The 18,618-nt window shown below is 69.4% G+C and carries 13 protein-coding genes and 1 pseudogene; 4 read left to right on the top strand and 10 right to left on the bottom strand.

The window, feature by feature from the left end; all coding sequences use genetic code 11:
* Positions 1-5: 5 nt before the first annotated feature.
* The 9 genes from BMX93_RS00400 to BMX93_RS00360 form a co-directional block, all read right to left on the bottom strand.
* Entirely contained in the window at positions 6-1,565 is a 1,560-nt protein-coding gene (locus BMX93_RS00400) for a UDP-N-acetylmuramoyl-L-alanyl-D-glutamate--2,6-diaminopimelate ligase (RefSeq protein WP_091966534.1), read from the bottom strand.
* A complete protein-coding gene (locus tag BMX93_RS00395; RefSeq protein WP_091966845.1) occupies positions 1,565-3,346 on the bottom strand; it encodes a peptidoglycan D,D-transpeptidase FtsI family protein in 1,782 nt (593 codons plus the stop codon). Before BMX93_RS00395 ends, BMX93_RS00400 begins: the two co-directional genes overlap by 1 nt.
* Before the next feature lie 269 nt (positions 3,347-3,615).
* Positions 3,616-4,296, bottom strand: coding sequence for a cell division protein FtsL (gene ftsL, locus BMX93_RS00390; protein ID WP_091966532.1), 681 nt, complete (start codon positions 4,294-4,296; stop codon positions 3,616-3,618).
* Positions 4,293-5,306 (bottom strand): 16S rRNA (cytosine(1402)-N(4))-methyltransferase RsmH, encoded by a 1,014-nt coding sequence (gene rsmH, locus BMX93_RS00385; RefSeq protein WP_091966530.1) that lies wholly within the window; start codon positions 5,304-5,306, stop codon positions 4,293-4,295. Before rsmH ends, ftsL begins: the two co-directional genes overlap by 4 nt.
* A 135-nt stretch (positions 5,307-5,441) precedes the next feature.
* Positions 5,442-5,879 (bottom strand): division/cell wall cluster transcriptional repressor MraZ, encoded by a 438-nt coding sequence (mraZ, locus tag BMX93_RS00380; RefSeq protein ID WP_091966528.1) that lies wholly within the window; start codon positions 5,877-5,879, stop codon positions 5,442-5,444.
* 166 nt (positions 5,880-6,045) lie between these two features.
* Positions 6,046-6,438 (bottom strand): DUF3040 domain-containing protein, encoded by a 393-nt coding sequence (locus BMX93_RS00375; RefSeq protein WP_091966526.1) that lies wholly within the window; start codon positions 6,436-6,438, stop codon positions 6,046-6,048.
* A gap of 42 nt (positions 6,439-6,480) precedes the next feature.
* Positions 6,481-7,728 carry a DNA polymerase IV gene (dinB, locus tag BMX93_RS00370; protein ID WP_091966844.1) on the bottom strand — a complete coding sequence of 416 codons (1,248 nt, stop codon included), beginning with the start codon at positions 7,726-7,728 and terminating at the stop codon, positions 6,481-6,483.
* Entirely contained in the window at positions 7,725-11,342 is a 3,618-nt protein-coding gene (locus tag BMX93_RS00365; RefSeq protein WP_091966524.1) for a DNA polymerase III subunit alpha, read from the bottom strand. The genes dinB and BMX93_RS00365 overlap by 4 nt, the downstream gene beginning before the upstream one ends.
* A 1-nt stretch (position 11,343) precedes the next feature.
* Complete coding sequence (locus tag BMX93_RS00360; protein ID WP_091966523.1) at positions 11,344-11,631, bottom strand: DUF6504 family protein; 288 nt, start codon at positions 11,629-11,631, stop codon at positions 11,344-11,346.
* A gap of 240 nt (positions 11,632-11,871) precedes the next feature.
* Between BMX93_RS00360 and BMX93_RS00355 the strand changes: the two genes are divergently transcribed.
* The gene (locus BMX93_RS00355) at positions 11,872-14,079 is read left to right on the top strand and encodes a HelD family protein (protein WP_245725637.1); all 2,208 of its coding nucleotides are present in this window, start codon (positions 11,872-11,874) and stop codon (positions 14,077-14,079) included.
* Here the strand turns inward: BMX93_RS00355 and BMX93_RS00350 are convergent.
* Positions 14,036-14,974, bottom strand: a complete 939-nt coding sequence (locus tag BMX93_RS00350; protein WP_342734558.1) for a methylenetetrahydrofolate reductase — start codon at positions 14,972-14,974, stop codon at positions 14,036-14,038. The genes BMX93_RS00355 and BMX93_RS00350 overlap by 44 nt on opposite strands.
* A gap of 40 nt (positions 14,975-15,014) precedes the next feature.
* On the opposite strand from BMX93_RS00350, the gene BMX93_RS00345 reads away from it, so the two are divergent.
* The 3 genes and pseudogenes from BMX93_RS00345 (at position 15,015) to BMX93_RS13190 (ending at position 18,535) form a co-directional block, all read left to right on the top strand.
* Positions 15,015-16,094: a polyprenyl synthetase family protein gene (locus BMX93_RS00345; RefSeq protein ID WP_177169999.1), complete on the top strand. Its 1,080-nt coding sequence runs from the start codon at positions 15,015-15,017 to the stop codon at positions 16,092-16,094.
* A gap of 155 nt (positions 16,095-16,249) precedes the next feature.
* A pseudogene (locus BMX93_RS13195) lies at positions 16,250-17,319 on the top strand (protein kinase domain-containing protein); the annotation flags it as partial.
* Positions 17,320-17,452: 133 nt separating this feature from the next.
* Positions 17,453-18,535, top strand: coding sequence for a PASTA domain-containing protein (locus BMX93_RS13190; RefSeq protein WP_245725655.1), 1,083 nt, complete (start codon positions 17,453-17,455; stop codon positions 18,533-18,535).
* Positions 18,536-18,618: the final 83 nt, after the last annotated feature.

Raw genomic sequence — 18,618 nt, 5'->3', positions numbered from 1 at the left:
GCACGTCAGTGTCCCTTCGATTCTGGGTGCATCCGTCCCCACAGCTGGGTGATGACCGCGACGTCGTCGAAGGGGTGGAGCACGCCCTCGATCTCCTGGGTCTTCTCATGTCCCTTGCCCAGGACGGCGAGCGCATCGCCTGGCTGGGCCATCGCCAGCGCCAGCTCGAGGGCATGCTGTCGATCCTGCCCGTCCAGCACCTGGACACCGCGGTGACCCTGCGCGCCCGCCAGCACCTGGGCGCGGATCGCCGCGGGGTCCTCGCTGCGGGGATTGTCGTCGGTGACGATGACCACATCGGCGTGCTCGGCGGCGACCCGGCCCATCGGCTCGCGCTTGGCCCGGTCCCGGTCGCCGCCGGCCCCCAGGACGACGATGCGGCGTCCGGGCAGGGCGGCCAGCGCCGATTCGACGGCCTGGGGGGTGTGCGCGAAGTCCACATAGACCCGTGGCGCCTGTGGGCCGAGATCGACGTGCTGCATACGCCCGGGCACCTGGGCCCGGGCCAGCCCTGGCAGGGCGGCGTCGAGGTCGATGCCCGCGCGATCGAGGATTGCCACACAGGTGGCGGCGTTCGCCACGTTGTAGCGTCCGGGCAGCGCGATATCGAAGCTCAGCGGGCGCCCGGCGGCGTCCATCTCGATGTGCTCGCCTCCACCGGGAGTGGGTCGCCAGGCGAGCACCCGGTAGTTGCGGGCGGGGTCGAAACCCGTGCTCACGAACGGAGGCCGGCCTGCGCGCCCGGCTCGCCCGGCAAGGATCCGGCCCCATGGGTCGTCGGTATTGATGACCGCCTGCCGGCACATCGCGGCGGTGAACAGGGTGGCCTTCGCCTCGAAATAGGCTTCCTGGGTCTTGTGGAAGTCGAGGTGGTCACGGCCCAGATTGGTGAATGCGGCTATATCGAAACGCAGCCCGTCGACCCTCTTCTGGGCCAGCGCCACCGAGCTGGCCTCCATGACAACGGCATCGGCACCGCCCTGGCGCATGACGGCGAACAGGGCATGCAGATCGCTGGACTCCGGTGTGGTGATCGTGGTGCGCGCGCTGGGCAATGGCTGCCCGCCGAGGCGGAAGCCGATGGTGCCGATGGTGCCGACCCGGTGCCCAGCAGCGGCGAGCGCGGCCTCCACGAGGAAGGCGGTCGTGGTCTTCCCGTTCGTCCCGGTCAGGCCGATCATGAGCATCTCGCGCGCGGGGTGGCCGAACAGCCGGGCGGCGATCACGGCCATCGCATGGCGCGGGTCAGGGGCAACAGCCAGTGGCAGCTTCTCTCCGCTCACCAGCCCTGCCCCGACCGGATCGGTGAGGACGGCGACTGCGCCGTGTGCCACTGCCTGCGCGGCGAACCGTGCCCCGTGGGTGCGGGTGCCGGGCAGGGCGATGTACAGCGTCCCGGGCCCGGCGGCGCGAGAATCGAGCTCGACATCGCCGACCAGGGCCTGCAGGGCCCCGGGGCTGAGCGTGACATCCAGGCCAGCGCACAGCTCGTTGAGCGGACGGGCGGGCAGACCGACCGGGCGCAGGGCGCGGTTGATGGGCGTGGGGTTATCGGTGCTGTTCATCACGGCTCGTAGGTGAGGGGTTCGGTGTCGACGGGGACGTTTGCCTGCGGGAGCACGCCATATCTCGGCAGCGCCAGCTCCATGAGTTCCCGCGAGACCGGCCCAGCGGCGGTGGCGCCGTACTGGCCGTGCACATTGATCACTGTGTACACGAGAATCTGGGGATCCTCGAGGGGCGCGACAGTGACATAGGAGGACATGTACAGGTCATTATCATAACGGCCGGTCGCGGAGTCGATTGTCTGCGCGGTGCCGGACTTGCCGCCCATCCGGTATCCCGGGATCATTCTCGAGGCCTGCCCGGTGCCTCCGGCCGTGACCGCCTCCATGGCCTCGCGCACCTCGGCACTCGCCTGTTCGGAGATCACCCGGTGCGAGCTGGTGGCTGGCAGGCCCACTGGGTGGCCCGAGCCGTCGGTGGCCGATTTGAGCAGTGTCGGGGAGTGGTACACCCCGCCATTCGTCACTGCTGCCAGGCCTGCCGCCATCTGCACGGCCGTGACCGAAAGCCCTTGCCCGAAGGCGATCTGGTCCCTCGTGTAATCGGCCATATCGGGCGGCGGCAGGTACCCGGAGCCCTCACCGGGCTGCTGGATGCCACTGGGAGAGCCCAGCCCGAAGCTCGCCAGGTAGCGGCGCAGCTCGGCCTTGTCCATCTGGCGGGCAAGCAGCGCAGCACCGATGTTGGACGAGTAGTACATGACCCCGCGCACGGTCAGGTCGGCGCTGTGCACCGAGGCGTCATTGATGGTGCCCCCTCCCGAGCTGAGCGTGCCGGGGACCTGGACCTTCGTGCCGGGGGTGATGATGCCGGCGTCCATGAGCGCTGCAATGGTGAAGACCTTTTGGACCGAGCCTGGCTCATAGGCATCGGTGACCGCGCGGTTGCCCAGGTTCGCCGCGGAGGCGGCACCGGGGTTGTTGGAGTCATAGCTCGGAGTGGTCGCCAGGGCGAGCAGCTCGCCGGTCTTGACGTTCATGACGATCGTGGTGCCCGACAGCCCCTTGGTCTTCGCAACCTGAGCGTTCAGCAGCTGCTGGGCCTGGTACTGCAGTCCCGCATCGAGCGTGAGCTCATAGCTGGTACCGTTCTGCGCGGCCTTAAGGGTGGAGTGGCCCAGGGGGATCCGGCCGTACTGACCCGACTCGAACTGCTCGGAGCCGGGAAGGCCGGCCAGGCTGGTGTTGAGGTAGTACTCCAGGCCCGCTGCGCCCTGGCCCTCGGAGTTGACGAAGCCCACGACATTGGACGCGAGCGTGCCCGAAGGATAGACGCGGATCGGGTCGTCTTCCTTGGAGATGCCGTTGAGTCCCCCCTCGTCGCCCAGAGCATCCTTGACCGACGCCAGTCCCGCCTGCAACTGGAGATAGGTGTCGGCGGGCACGTTGACGGCGAGTACCTCATAGCGGTCGGGTGTGCCATCGGGCTGGCTCGTCCTGCGAAGGCTCGGCAAGTAGTCCGAGACCGAGCCACCGAGATATCTGACCAGCACTGTGGCGATCTGGCGTGGCGTCTGTTCGCCGAGGCGCGCCTTCTCCTCGGCGTCGAGGGAGATGGGGTTGAGCCCATTCGTGGCGATCGAGACCGGGTCCGCGACGACCTTGACCGCCGGCTGCGTGCCGGCGAGCACTTCGCCGTTGCGATCCGTGATCGAGCCGCGGGTGGGGGCGAGCACCCGCTTCTGGGTCATCTTTTCCGCAGCGGCGGCGGCATTCGCCGCTGAATCGAAACCTTGGAGGGTGACCGCCCGGCCGGCGATCAGCGTGACGACGATCGCCATCGCCAGCAGGAAGATCCGGATTCGCAGGCTCGTCGAGCCGAGATGCAGCCGCCACGGTCTCTTCTCGGACTTCGGCCTGCGGCGGGTGCGCGGGGCAGCGGTGGCCGCTCTAGCACGCGCGCTTGCGGCGCGCTGGCGCGCCTGGTCGTGGGGGCGCTGGCGCGCCTGGTCATGGGGGTGCTGCCCGGTGGCCGGGCGCCCGCCCGAAGGAGTCTGCTGTTTCGGCGTGTGGCGCTGGCCTCGCGGGCCATGGTTCTGGGAGCCGGCCATCAGGGCGTCCCGGTGGTGCTCGCGCCGCTCGGAGCGTCCGACGATCCGGGCCGGGACCCCGCAGCTGCGCCTGGCGTCGCAGTATTCGTGGCGCCCGCCGGCGTGGTATTGGTAGCGCCCGCCGGCGCGGTATTCGTCGCGCCCGCCGACGCAGTGGACATGGCGCCCGCCGACGCCGAGCTCGTCGGGGTGCTGGATGGCGCCGCGCCGCTCTCAGCAGTTGGCTGGGTGGCAGCCGGCTCGCCGCTGTCCACGATCGAGATCTCGGAGCTCGGCGAGGGCACGGCGGACGCCACCGCCACGCCGGGCATCTCGGTGCCCGTGGCCGGCGTGGGTGTGCCGTGGACCTGGCCCGAGGGCATCTGGATGATCACCGGGTTGGGATTGGGCACCATGCCCAGGTTCGCTGCCTTGGCGGCGAGCACGGTGGTCGTACCGAGCTGGTCGACCTCCCCCTGCAACAGGTCCTGGTGGTAGCCGGCGGCCTGGGCGGAAGCACGCAGGTCTTCCAGGGTGGATTCCTGCTGCTGGATGGAGGTGTTGACGATGAGGATGGCGGCCATCCCCAGCCCGAGGATGACCAGCAGCAGGAGGGCGAAGGGGATACCCGCCAGCGTGGTGCGATGCGGGGCGGCCGGCCCCCGGGAACCGCTGCGCCGGTCGTCGGTGTCGGAACTCATCGCCGTCCTCCGGTGCTCTCGGCGCGGATCCGGCGCAGCACGCGGAGTCGCGCCGAGGCAGATCGCGGATTGGCCGCCAGCTCCTCGGCCGAGGGCCGCTGGGCACCGTGGGTGACGAGGGCGAAGCGGGCGGCGAGCTCGTCGGGCACGACGGGCAGGCCCGCGGGGGCACTGTCCTGGCTCGCCTTCGCGAAGACCTGCTTGACGATGCGGTCCTCCAGGGAGTGATAGGCCAAGACGGCGAGGCGCGCGCCCACTGTCATGCGCGCAAGTACATGTGGCAGCACGGCCTGCAAGACTTTCAGTTCCCCGTTCACCTCGATGCGCAGGGCCTGGAAGGTGCGTCGGGCGGGGTGCCCGCTGGACCTCGCCCGGACGGCTGCCGGGATGGCGGACTCGATGACGCGCACGAGCCGCGCGGAGTTCTCGAAGGGAGCCTTCTCGCGTTCGGCGACGATGGCACGCACGATCCGGGCAGCCTGTCGTTCCTCGCCGTACTCGCGGAGCACGCCGACCAGCCTGCCCGGCTCGTAGTCATTGAGCACCCGGGCGGCGGTGAGTTCGTTGCGATCGTCCATCCGCATGTCGAGTGGTGCATCGGTTCGGTAGGCGAAGCCGCGCTCCGGGCGATCGATCTGCAGACTCGACAGACCAAGGTCGAGCAGCATCGCGTCGAGGCTGTGCACGCCCAGGTCATCGAGCACCCGGGGCAGCTCGTCGAAGCGGGCCCGGACCAGATGTGCGCGCCCTCCGAAGCGGTCCAGTCGACGTGCCGCCAGGGCCAGGGCGTCACCATCCTGGTCGATGCCGATCAGCCGGGCTCTCGGGTTGGCCTGCAGGATGAGGCTCGCATGCCCGGCCAAGCCCACAGTCCCGTCGACGTAGACGGCACCCTCGTGGTCCAGGGCAGGTGAGAGGAGTTCGACGACCTGTTCGGACATCACCGGGATGTGGATGGCGGATGGGTCGGGATGGGCCGCAGCTGTCGTGGGAGGTATGGACTGCGCCATTGCCTCTCCTCCCTGACTCGACACGTCCCCGACCCGGCACTGCGGCATCCGGTTCCAACCCGGACCTGTCAGGTCACCTGGTGCCGGGGAAGGTGCACCAGGGGGCCAGGCCCGGGCTGAAGCCGCATGCCGCAGTCAGCGACCGGCGTCGTTTGTGAGGATCTCCTCGTTCATGGCGGCGAAGGCGTCCTCCTGCGCGGCGGAGTAGGCCTGCCAACCGGCGGCATCCCAGACCTCGACCCGATTGATGGCACCGGCCACCACGATGTCCTTGTCCAAGGCTGCGTACGCGCGCAGCATTGGAGGGATCGTGACCCGCCCCTGCTTGTCCGGGATCTCGTCGCTGGCCCCGGCTGCCAGCATGCGCTGGTAGTCGCGGACCTGCTTGAGGGTCGCGGGTGCGGTGCTCACCGGTTGGGTCATGGTGACGAAGGTTGCCATCGGGTAGATGGCCAGACAGCGGTCCTGGGACCGCGTGATGACCAGACCCTCGGCGAGCTCGTCGCGAAACTTTGCCGGAAGGAAGAACCGGCCCTTCTCATCGAGCTTGGGGGTGTACGTGCCCAAAAACATTGGGTCCCCCTCGCTCCCCGATCAGGGTCAAGTGCTCCACTACGCGCCACGTTACTCCACTTTCCTCCACCAGGCGACCAGAACGCTCCCCTCGAGGGCACGTCCCGCGGGCACGAAAAACCCCCGGGCGGGCACCCGGGGGTTGCAGGGGAATCAGGGACAGGGCTCAGGGCTCCTCGCCGTTTTGGCGGCGGCGCCAGCGGTCCTCCATCTTGTTCATGAAGGCTCCCGAGGAGGGGGGCTGCTTCTTCGGGCTTCTCGGGCCTTTGGAGCCCCTCGCAGGGACATGACTGGCCCGGTGCCAGGCGCCCAGTGCGAGGACCGCGCACCCGAGCATGACGACGAAGCCGATGACGCTGATCACCCACATGGTCTGGATGCCTGCCACCAGCAGGACCAGGCCCACGAGAAACCCCAAGCCGGCTAGACCGGCGCGGCGGCCGTGGACCTGACGCGGCGACCGCGAGCTGCCCAGGGTGTGTGCCAAGCGCGGATCGTCTGCCACAAGCGATGCTTCAAGTTCTTTGAGCATCCTCTGCTCTTCATCGGACAGGGGCATCACACGCCTCCTTCATCGGCGTTGATCTTCAATGTCACCATTCTATGGCGCGGGAGGAAGGAAAGGTGCGTCAACGGGTTTCGCTGTCAGACTTGCCCTCTGCACGGCCCGGGGGCCGAACTTGGCGATCACCGAGTCGGCAGCCAGCTCGGCCTCGCGCATCCCGCGCTCGGGCTCGTCCAGGGTGGGCTGCCGGTAGGCCGACCCGCTGGGCACCAGCCGGCTCACCCGCACCCCCACTCTCCTCACTCGGGCCCGTTGCAAGCCCAGCGCCTCGAAGAGCCGACAGGAGCGGGCGTAGATCTCGTCGGTGACGTCGCTGGGCTCGCCCAGGCCGCTGCTGCGGGTGAGCGTCGTGAAGTCCGCGAAACGCACATCGACGGTGACGGTCCGTCCGCAGGCCCCCGCCCCTCGCAGCCGGGTTGCCACCCTGGACGACAGGCGCAGCAGTTCCGTGCGCACCAGCCCGGGATCGTCGGTGTCGCGGGGGAAGGTGGTCTGGGCGCCGATGCTCTGCTCGGGGACCTGCTCGATGACAGGATCGTCGTCGCGCCCCCAGGCCAGCTCGGACAACCACTGCCCAGTCCGGTCGCCGAAGGCCCGGCGAAGCGTGGCCAGCGGAGTGTGCGCAAGGTGGCCCACGGTCTTCAGGCCGAGCCGGTGCAGTCTCTCGGTCATGACCGGGCCTACGCCGATCAGCTGCTCGACAGGCAAAGGGTGCAGAAAGGCGACCACCTCTTCGGCGCCGATCAGGAGCAGGCCGTCGGGCTTGGCACGGGTGCTGGCCATCTTGGCGAGCATCTTGCTCGGGGCGATACCGACCGAGCAGGTGATGGACTGCTCGTCGAAAACTTTGGCCCGCACCATCTCGCCGATCAGCCTCGGCGGACCCAGGCGACGCCGGGAACCGCCGATATCGAGGAAGGCCTCGTCGATGCTCGCCGCCTCCACCTTCCGCGTGATGGTGCCGAACAGCGCGAAGACGCTGGCCGAGACGGCGGCGTAGTGATCGAAGTCAGGAGGGACGACGACGCCGCGCGGGCACAACCGCAGGGCACGCCCCGAGGGCATTCCGCCTGACACCCCATGGCTGCGGGCCAGATAGTTCGCGCTCAGCACCACCCCCCGCTCCGCGCCGCCCACCCAGAAGGGCACATCCGCCAGCTCCGGGCGGCGCACCTGCTCCACGGAGGCATAGAAGGCATCCATGTCGACGTGCATGATGATCGAGGGAGATCCTGCCGATGCGCCCGCCGAGTGGCCACCCGGCGGGGCAGCTGGCGCGCTCATGGGCCCGAACTCCCCGGGCTGGCGTGCCATAGCTTGCGCGGGGCCGCTGCCGGTGAGTCGCCGGCTACCGCGATGTCGGCATAGGGAGACTGGACGAACCCGCTGGGATGGAGAAGCATACGCCGCGCTCCGGCGGACTGCCCGGACGCCCCGGGCGTCCACGCCAGCCGGGCGCGAACTGCCTCCATGGCGCCCGCCCGACCACGGTCGGCCAGCACCCGGCAGTAGCCCTCGTAGATCTCAGCCAGGTCCCAGGCGCCGCTGCCGGTGAGAGAGATGCCACGCGGGCCGGTGCGCCGGATCTCACCGCGTGCCAGCAGCAGCCACGAGCTGAAGACCGTGCCGGCATAGGGGTCCTGCGCGTCCTCGAAGAAGGTGACATCGCACGGCCCGGTGCCATCGTCGAGGCTGAGGAAGACGACACGGCGACCCGAGCGCACCGGCGGTGTCTGGGTGGCGATCTTGACCCCGGCGACAAGGACCTCGTCGCGGTTGCGGCGATCGAACAGCCGGCTGGCCGGCACCACGCCGAGGGCGTCGAGCAGCTCGCGGTAGAACTCGACGATGTGGCGGCTCACGTCCATGCCGAGCACGGCGATCTCTGCCCGGGTGCGCTCTGCCCGTGACATCTCGGGCAGCCCGCTGGGCACCACATCGCCCGGCTGACCAGCTCTCGGGCCGGCTGTCCCGCCGTCTCGCGAGGTGAAGTCGAAGCTGGGCTGGCCCGCCGAGGGGACATGCGCGCGGCGCGAGGCCCTGGCCTCACGATTCAGCTCGGCCAGCGCCAGCAACAGGTCACGGCGGGTGGTGCCGCCCCACCGTTGGCTGTCGGGGTCGATACCGTAGAGGGCGTCAAATCCGCCGACGAGGATGAGGTTCTCGGTCACCGGTGCGCTCACCGCGGCGCGGGTGACGAAGTCCGACAGCCCGGTGTAGGGCTGGCCGGCGACGATCCGCATGATCTCTTCGTCGCTGATGTCCTTGACATCGGCCAGCGCCAGCCGGATCGCCCAGCCCCTCGCATCGGGCAGCCCGCAGGCGACCGCGGGGGCGCCGGGATCGGGAGCCACTCGCAGGGCGTGGAAGACGCCATCGCAGGCATTCACGTCGATCCCGAGAATCTCGATGTTCATCCGCCGCGCCTCCTCGAGAAGCAGGCGCTTGGGATACATGCCCGGATCGTGGGTGAGGATTCCGGCAAGAAAGGGTGCCGGCCAGTGGCATTTCAGCCAGGCCGACTGATAGGTGGGCAGTGCAAAGGCTGCGGCATGAGCCTTGCAGAAACCGAAGGACGCGAAGGAGGCGAGCACCTGCCAGATCCGCTCGGCATCACGGGCTTCGTAGCCCTGTACGCGCGCCCGGGACAGGAACCAGTCGCGGGTGCGTTGCTGCCCCTCGGGGCTGCCGAGCGCCCGGCGGACCTCATCGGCCAGGGCCAGGGTGACACCGGTAAGGGCCGCGATGATCTTGATGACCTGCTCGTGGAAGACGACCACGCCATAGGTCTCCTCGAGGATGGGGCGCAACCGCTCGTGCAGCCAGCGCGGTGGCGACCAGCCGGCCCTGGCGTCGAGGAAGGGGATGACCATGTCCGATTTCACCGGGCCGGGGCGAAACAATGAGATGTCGATGATGATGTCATTGAAATCGCTGGGCCCGAACTTGCCGACGAGCTCGCGCTGGCCAGGCGACTCGATCTGGAAACAGCCCAGGGTCTGGGAATGGGCGATGAGTTCGTAGACCTCGGGGTCGTCGAAGGGTTCCAGTTCGTCGATTCGCGGTACCTCTTCGGGACCTTCGATGCAGCCGATCTCGTCGAGGGTGTGCGCCATGGCCGACTGCATCCGCACGCCGAGGATGTCGAGCTTGAGCAGGCCGATGGCCTCGACCTCGTCCTTGGCGAACTGGCTCATCGGGAAACCGCTGGCACTGGTCTGCACCGGGGTGCGGTCGAGCAAACGCTGGTCGGAGATGATCACACCGCAGGGATGCAGCGCCAGATGACGGGGCAGCCCGTCCAATCCCTCGACGAGATCGAAGACCATGCCCAGTCTTTCCTCGGTGAGCCCCGAGCGGCGCAGCTCGGGCAGCTCGCGCACGGCATGGCGCACGTCACGGGCACGGATGTGCGGGAAGGCCTTCGCCAGCGCATCGATCTCGCCGGGCGACATGCTCAGCGCCGCTGCGACATCGCGCAGCGCATGGCGCACCCGGTAGGTCTCGACCATTGCGACACAGGCAACTCTGTCGTGCCCGAAGCGTTCGAGCACCATGCGATAGATGTCGGTGCGCCGCGCCGATTCCACATCGAGATCGATATCGGGCAGCGCGCTGCGCAGGGGTGACAGAAAACGTTCCATGACCAGGCCGTAGGCCATCGGCTCGATTCCCGAGATGCCCAGCAGGTAGTCGACCAGGCTGCCCACCCCCGAGCCCCTGGCCGTGCACCGCAGGCCCGCGCCGTGCACCATATCGACGACCTGGGCAATGGTGAGGAAGTAGGACGAGAAGCCGAGCCCCTCGATCACCTCGAGCTCGCTGCGCAGCCTGTCGGCCGCACTCGGATCGGCTCCGTAGCGCTGCGCCAGCCCCACCCGGCAGCGTTCGCGCAGGATGGCCTCGGCGCCCGGAACCGGCGGAAGGTGGATCTCGCCAAGCCCGATGTCGGCCACCGGGTCGAGCATGCATTCCCTGGCCAGCGCGCCAGTCATGGCGAGCAGCCCCTGTCCTGCGTCATCGCGCCCAGCAAGAGCGCTGATCCTGGCCGCCAGCCCGGACATCCGGGCCCCGTCCTTGAGCCAGTCCTCCCCGGTGCGCTGCGCAGTGCTGCGGACACTGAGCGGTGTGAGCCGGCGCGCGGCGTCGAGCACATCGCACAGCGGAGCCTGGCCGGGTCGGGTCATCCTCACGTGGTTGGTGAGCACGCAGCCCAGGTGGTGGGCGTCCGCGAAGCGCAGCATGGCTGCTGCCGCCATCTCGCAGTACGCCCCGGAGCCGGCGAGCAGATCGGCCACCGCGATGGTGATCCGCTCGTGGGGCACGGCCTCACGCCAGCGGGCCAGCTCGCGCTCGGCACCGGCCTCGTCGCCCCGGATGAGCAGCCGCCCGATGCCCGAGTCGGGGCCGAGCAGCACGCTGAGCTGGCCAGCTGCGGCCCATTGCCCGACCACTGCGGCGCTGACCAGCGGCTTGCCGCGTTCCCCAGCGCCGTGGGCGGCGCTGACCAGCCGGCACAGCGCCGCCCAGCCCTGCCGCGAGCGGGCCAGCACAACCACCCGTGGTAGCTGCTCATCGCGCAGGCGCCCGCCCTTGGCCGGGTTCGCCCGGCGCGACGCCGCTACGCCCGCCTCGGCGCCCGGCACTGCCAGGTCGACCCCGATCACCGGGGCGATACCGGCATCGCGACATGCCTGGGCGAAGCCGACGGCTCCGTACAGACCATCGCGGTCGGTGAGTCCCAGCGCATCCATCCCCATCGAGGCGGCTGCCTCGACCAGTTCAGCCGGCTGGCTGGCGCCGTACTGCAGGGAGAAGGCCGAGGCGACGCGCAGGTGGACGAACGGCGTGCCCTCCCCCTGGGCTCCGGCTCCCCTCGCGCTCCTGCTGCCAGGCATCTCAGTCCACCGCCGCGACGAGCGTCCAGGAGTCGCGCCAGCAGGCCAGCTCGTAGACCCCGTGGTAGGGCCCCGAGCTGGCATCGACTCGCCACAACCGGCGCTGCAGGGGGCCCGTGGCGATGCGGTCCGTGGGACCATCGCCGCGGGGGGCAACCAGCCACCACGGCATCGTCTCCACCCACTCACGCTGGACCGACTCCACCCGCCAGATCCGCGAGCGCCACACGAAACGGGTAGGACAGCCGTCGACCGGCTCGCACGCAATGGTCTGCTCGTAGCTGCGCATGCTGTCCCCTCACCCGAACGTCATTGCCAACCCACGGGCATCCCTCGCCCGAGGGGCCCGATGGCCAGCCCTCACCGGAGATGCTATTCGAACACACATTCGAGGCTAGGGGCAGGGTCAAGGCCGTGCAAGTCCGTGGACAGCGCCGTGCCCGGGAGATTCTGCGATCTGGCCGGCCCCTCCCGGCCGATTCGGAGCCGGAGTAAAGTTGACCGACCCGTGGAACAGGAACCTGAGACTGTGAATGAACCCGTACCACAAGACGATGCCGCCGTCCTCCGTCACGAGCTGGCCGTCGAACAACACCATGTGAATCACGTCTACGAACGTCTCGCGGTGGCTGCCGTCGAGGCGCGCAATGTGGAGGCAGAGAGCCGGGCCCGGTTCACCAGTGACCGCGGCGACTGGCTGCGCGAGGAGAGCGGCACTGCGCTGTTCGAACGCGATGCCTTCGCCTACCAGGCCGCCAAGCGCCTGGCGGTGCTGGACGAGGAGCACGAGGGCCTCGTCTTCGGCCGCCTCGATCTCAATCGCGACGACGAGACCCGCTATATCGGCCGCCTCGGAGTACGCGACGAGGACTACGAGCCCCTGGTCATCGACTGGCGAGCCCCCGCCGCCGAGCCCTTCTACCGCGCCACCCCCACCAATCCGATGGGAGTGGTGCGCCGGCGCGTCCTGCGCTGCCGCGATGACAAGGTGATCAGCCTCGAGGACGATCTGCTCGACACCGACTCGCAGACCGATCTGACGATCATCGGCGAGGGGGCGCTGATGGCCTCGCTGAGCCGGGCCCGCGGCGCGCACATGCGCAGCATCGTGGCCACCATCCAGGCCGAGCAGGACGAGGCGATCCGCGCCCCCTATCAGGGCATCACGACCATCGCCGGAGGCCCTGGCACCGGCAAGACGGTCGTTGCTCTGCACCGGGCCGCCTATCTGCTGTACACCCACCGCAAGCGCCTGGAGCGCGGCGGCGTGCTCGTGGTGGGGCCCTCCGATCTGTTCATGAACTACATCGAACGCGTGCTGCCCGGGCTGGGCGAGGACGCCGTGACGCTGCGCAGCATCGGCCGCGTCGCCGAGGACGTCCTCGGTATCGGATCAGAACGCCAGGACGAGGCAGCCGCCGCGATCCTCAAGGGATCGCCATCGATGGTGAAGCTGCTGCGCCGGCTCGTGAACGCCCCTGTGGTCGCCGAACCTGCCCAGCTGCTGAGGGTGAGCATCAAGGGCGAGATCCTCCATGTGGACGCCAAGACCCTGGCAGGACTACGCAACCAGGTACTCGCCAGCCGGAAGGTGAACCAGGCCCGCGAGCTGGCCGAACGAGTCCTGCTCGACAACCTCCATGCGCGCCTTCCCGAGTCGATCGCCGATATCGAACGCGACGAGTTCGACGAGCAGATCACCTCCCAGGCGAGCTGGCGGATGTTCATGCACGCCTGGTGGCCCACCCTCTCCGCCGAGCAGGCTCTCGCCCGGCTGGCGGAGCCCGCAGTGCTGGCCACGGTGGCCGAGGGCATCCTCGACCCCGACGCGCAGGAGCTGCTGGCGGGATCATTGCAGCATGCCCGCGGCTACATTCCCGACGCCGGCCGGCCCCGCCCGCAGTGGACGGTCAGTGACATCGCGTTGCTCGACGAGCTGGCCGATATCCTCGGGCCAGTTCCCGCCCCTGTCGAGGAGGAGCCCTCGCTGTTCGTCGATTCGAGCCGGGCGGAGCTCGTGACCACCGCCGATCTGCTCAGCGACCGGCGCGAACCCGACGAGGACATGCACAACTACTACTCGCACGTGCTCGTCGACGAGGCCCAGGACATCACGCCGATGCAGTGGCGGATGATACGGCGTCGCGGACCGCAGGCGAGCTGGACGATCGTCGGCGACCCGGCGCAGAGTTCCTATCCCGATACGAAGCAGACGGAGAATGCGCTGCGCGAGCTGGCCGGACGCGCCCCCCAGCGCACCTTCCGGCTCGCCACGAACTACCGCAGCCCCGCCGAGGTGATGGATCTGGCGGGTCGCTATATCCGCTCCCACCTGCCCTCGGCCGAGTTGCCGAACGCCGTGCGCAGCACCGGAATCGAGCCGGAGCTGCTGTCCACCGACGAAGCGGGGTTGACCGCCCGGGTCGAGGAGCTGGTCACCCGGCTGATCGGCCAGGTGGAGGGCACTGTGGGGGTCATCGTCCCAGCGAGCCGTCTGGACGCCATCGGGGCACTCGACCTGGACGCCGGCACCGGGCGTGTCTCGGTGATCAGCCCCTTGCAGGCGAAGGGCCTGGAATACGATGCGGTGCTCGTGGTGAGCCCCGACGACATCGTGGCCGAGGCGCCGGGGGGCCCGCGGGTGCTCTACGTGGCGCTGACCCGACCGACCCAACGTCTCGTGACGCTCGACCTCAGTGGCGCGAAGCCAGGAGCCTGGCGAGAATCTCTCGGGTAGCCACTGAGCGGTTCTGGGTAAAGAAGTGCAGCCCGGGCACGCCGTCGCCGAGCAGCTCGGTGGCGAGTTCGGCGCAGATCTGGGAGCCGACCTGACGCACCCGCTCGGGGTCCGATGCAACGGCCCCCAGCCTGGTGCGCAGGTGCTCGGGCAGCGGCGCACCGGACAGTTCGGCGAACTTGTCGAGCTGGCGGATGGTGGTCACCGGCATGACACCGGCAAGCACGGGCAGAGTGCAGCCGGCCGCCCGCATCCGGGAGACGAGCTCGCGGTAGCTGCCGGGGCGGAAGAACAGCTGGGTGATGGCGAACTCGGCCCCGGCCGCCTGCTTGGCGCACAGCGCCGCCACATCGTCGCCGGGAGTCGAGCCCGGGTGGATGTCGGGGAATGCGGCCACGCCCACGCAGAAGTCGCCCCGGCTCTTCACCAGTTCCACCAGTTCGGTGGCATTGCGCAGGCCGTGTGGATGGGGCTGCCAGCAGGCCAGCGGGCCGCCGGGCATGTCACCGCGCAGGGCCAGGATATGGCGGACTCCCAGCTCGCCGTAGGTGTCGATCACCTCTTCGAGCTGGGTGACGCTCTGGGCGGTACAGGTGAGATGGCCCACCACGCGCAGCCCGGTGGACTCCACGATGTCGCGCACTGCGCCAAGGGTGCGTTCGCGGCTCGAGCCGTTGGCACCGTAGGTCACCGAGACGAAATCGGGGTGCAGGGGTTCGAGTTCGCGGATCGCGCGGTGCAGCACCACCGCCCCGGCATCATCGCGCGGAGGGAAGAACTCGACGCTGAAGGTGGGGCGGGTCACCCTCATGAGCAACCCGGCGAAGTTCTCCTCGCGTCGGTGGTCGTCGCGGTGCCTGGCGTCCATCGCACTCGGGCGGAAACTGGTCTCCACGCGCAACAGGCTATGCCAGCAGCCGGTTAGGCTTCGCCTCGTGTCCATTCGTGGCTTCTCCCCCGATGACCCTGCCGGTGCTGCCTTCCGCGCCGCCATCGCCCGGCATATCGAGCTGTTCGGCGCCCGGATGCAGGCGCGGCTGCACCAGATCAGTCCGCTGCTGGAACCGCTGGCGGAGCTCACCGGTAGTTTTCTCGCCGGCGGCAAGAGGCTGCGGCCGGCCTTCGGATATTGGGGGCACGCCGCGGTGGCCGGGCAGCCGGACGATCCGGCGCCGCTGCTGGACGCGCTGGCCAGCTTCGAGTTGCTGCACGCCTCGGCGCTCGTGCACGACGACGTGATCGACGACTCCGACACACGCCGTGGACAGCCATCCGCGCATCGTCGTCTGGAGAGCTGGCACCGCAGCCACCGAGGCTGCGGCGATGCAGCCGGTTTCGGGCGTGCCGGCGCGATCCTGCTGGGGGACCTGCTCGCCGCATGGTCGGTGGAGTGCGTCGAGACGAGCGGTCTGGGCCCCCAGGCTCTGGCGCGCGCCCGTCCTCTCCTCGATTCGGTGCGCACGGAGGTGAACGCCGGCCAGTTCCTCGACATGGTGGCCGAGGCCGGGCTCGACGCAGGCCGCGACGCAGTCGCGATCGCCCAGCAGGTCGTGGAGTTCAAGACGGCGCGCTACACGGTGACCCGCCCCCTTCAGTTCGGGGCGGCCCTCGCCGGCGCCGGACCTGAGCTGCTGGAGGGGCTCGCGGCACTGGGTTCGCCGCTCGGCCGGGCCTTCCAGTTCCGCGATGACCTGCTGGGTGTCTTCGGCGATGAGCAGCGCACCGGCAAACCCGCCGGGGACGATCTGCGGGAGGGCAAGCGCACCGTCTTGGTGGCCGAGGGGATCGCCCGGCGACCCGAGCTCGCCGGGCTGCTGGGACATCCCCTGGATCGGGCGCAATTGGATCGGGCACGTGCGCTGCTCATCGGCTCCGGGGCCGTCGAGGCGGTGGAGACCCGTATCGGCCAGGACGCTGCACAGGCGCGTGCGGTGCTGGGCAGGCTCGAGATCACCGACGACGGCCGGCGGGCGCTGGGCGGGCTCATCGAGGCCTGCGTGACTCGGGACGCCTGAGCCGGCTCGGGCCACCGCCTCGCCCGCCGCTGGCCCGGGCCCGGCGCGCCGACGCCAGCGCTCACCGAAGAGGCGTCTGACTACCCCGGCCCTGTCTAGACTGGTCCTAGGCTGACACGGCCTCCCTTCCCCCGACCGTGTTTTGGAGTGCACCTGTGACCAGATCGAGCACGGCCGACCCCTTGGTCGGCGATGTCTTGGGCGGTCGCTACGAGATCGTGGCACGGTTGGCTCGTGGCGGCATGGCCACTGTCTACCGCGCCCAGGATCACCGTCTCGATCGGGTCGTGGCGGTCAAGGTCATGCACGACAATCTCGGCGATGACACCGATTTCGCCCAGCGCTTCGATCGCGAGGCCCGGGCTGCGGCGCGGTTGTCCGACCCCCACGTCGTCGGTGTCTTCGACCAGGGCCAGGAGCACGGCCGGCCCTACATCGTCATGGAGTACGTGCGCGGGTGCACGCTGCGCAATCTCATCACCCGCGAGGCACCATTCGACCCGGCCCGTGCGCTGGCGCTCATCGAGCCGGTGGCGGCGGCCCTGGCAGCAGCCCACGAGTGCGGGCTGGTACATCGCGATGTCAAGCCCGAGAATGTGCTGATCAGCGGGAATGGTCAGATCAAGGTGGCCGATTTCGGGCTGGCCAGAGCGGTGAGCTCGCAGACCGTCACCACACCGCGGGGTCTGGTGATCGGCACCGTGAGCTATATGCCCCCGGAGGTGGTCACCACCGGCACGGCGGACATGCGCTCCGACGTCTACTCCACCGGCATCGTGCTCTACGAGATGCTCACCGGGGAGAAACCCCACTCGGGCAGTTCGGCCATCCAGGTGGCCTATGCCCACGTCACCAAGTCGGTGCCACCGCCCTCGCAGAGCTTGCGCGACCACAACCATGCCCCGCTTCCCGACTATCTCGATGCCCTCGTGGTGGCCTGTACCCGCCGCGATGCGAGCATGCGGCCTCGTGACGGACGCGACCTGCTGACCCGGGTACGCCGAGCGCGGTCGGCGATCATGGCCGGCGTCGAGAACGACGAGGCGATCAGCGCCATCATGAATCCGGCGGCCTACCGGGCAGGGCGCACCTGGCCCCAGCAGTCGGCACCGAGCCACCCTCGAGGTGCGGCCCAGACCACCGCGTCGGCTCCCCCGCTGGCAACCCTGGCCCCTGCGCCGGCCACTGCCCGTGCTGCCAGGAATGCCCGCCCGGTCGCCGGCCGCAGTACTCCTGCACCTGACCCGGCACCGCGAACCAGCGATCGCGGTCACGCCGGCACCACCCCCGCTGCCCGTACGGCAACCTCTGCCCGTACGGCAACCTCTGCCCGCCCGGGCAGTTCATCGCCGGCCAGGATGGAGCGGCGCGTCTCGCAACCCGCACGTCCGGCGACCAGCCGCTGGCGCCCGGTCGGTGGCCAGCCGCCGGTGCGCACCCCGCTGAGCCCGGTGGACATACGCGTCGCGCGTCCCAGCCGGAACGGCACACGCCCGGGCCCCACGAGCCAGCGGACCCCGCGCTTCCCCGTGATCTCGAACGACCGGGTACACCGCCGGCGCAGAAGCGTCGTAGGAGTGCTCCTGGTGCTGCTGCTGGCAACCATCGCGGGCTTCGGCTCGTGGTGGCTGACTGCCGGACGTTTCGTCACCGCTCCCGCAGTGATCGGCCTGAGCGAGCCGCAGGCGCTGGAGGCCGCGCAGCAGGCGGGGGTGAAGATCAGCTTCGAGCAGCAGCACAGCGCATCGGTTCCCGCGGGCATCGTCATCGGAACCGAGCCCGCGGCCGGTGCGCGGGTCGGGCGGGGTTCCCAGCTGCACGCCCGGTTGTCAGTCGGGCCCCAGACCTTCCCGATGCCCACGGTGGTGGGTCTCGACAAGGACTCCGCGATCAAGGCCCTCACCGGGGCCCAGCTGTCCGTGGGATCTGTGGACGAGCAGTTCGACGCAACCCATCCGGTCGGCACCGTGACAGGGGCGAGTGCGAAACCGGGAACCCAGGTGGCGGGCGGCACTGCCGTCAATCTCACTGTCTCCAAGGGCCCGGCACCGGTCACCGTGAACGACTACACGGGCCAACCGGCCGACAGCGCCAAGGCAGAGCTGGGTGCTAGCGGACTGAACGTTGCGCTCGTCGAGCGCACCTCCGATTCGGTGCCGGCAGGCCAGGTGATCTCGCAGACCCCGGCAAGCGGCCAGCTGCCGCCGGGGTCCACGGTGTCCCTGGTGGTCTCCAGCGGACCCCAGCTCATTTCAGTGCCCGATGTCCGCGCCCGCAGCACCGCCGATGCCCAGGACATCTTGCAGAAGGCAGGCTTCACCGTCCAGGTGGTGACCGTCGACCCCGACGCCATCATCCACCTGGGCCGCGTCCAGCGCACCGATCCGGGACGCGATGCCAAGGCACCCAAGGGTTCCACAGTGAGCATCTACATCATCTGAGCAGCGGAATCATCTGAGCGACCCCGCCCGGTGACCGCAGAGAGCACGCGGCACGGAACTGTGGCGCGGGGGCCTAGCATGGC

Origin of the sequence: Propionibacterium cyclohexanicum (assembly GCF_900111365.1) — a bacterium.
Lineage (GTDB): Bacteria > Actinomycetota > Actinomycetes > Propionibacteriales > Propionibacteriaceae > Propionibacterium > Propionibacterium cyclohexanicum.
The sequence above is the reverse complement of the archived record's forward strand: the minus strand, read 5'-3'. Positions and strand labels throughout refer to the sequence as shown.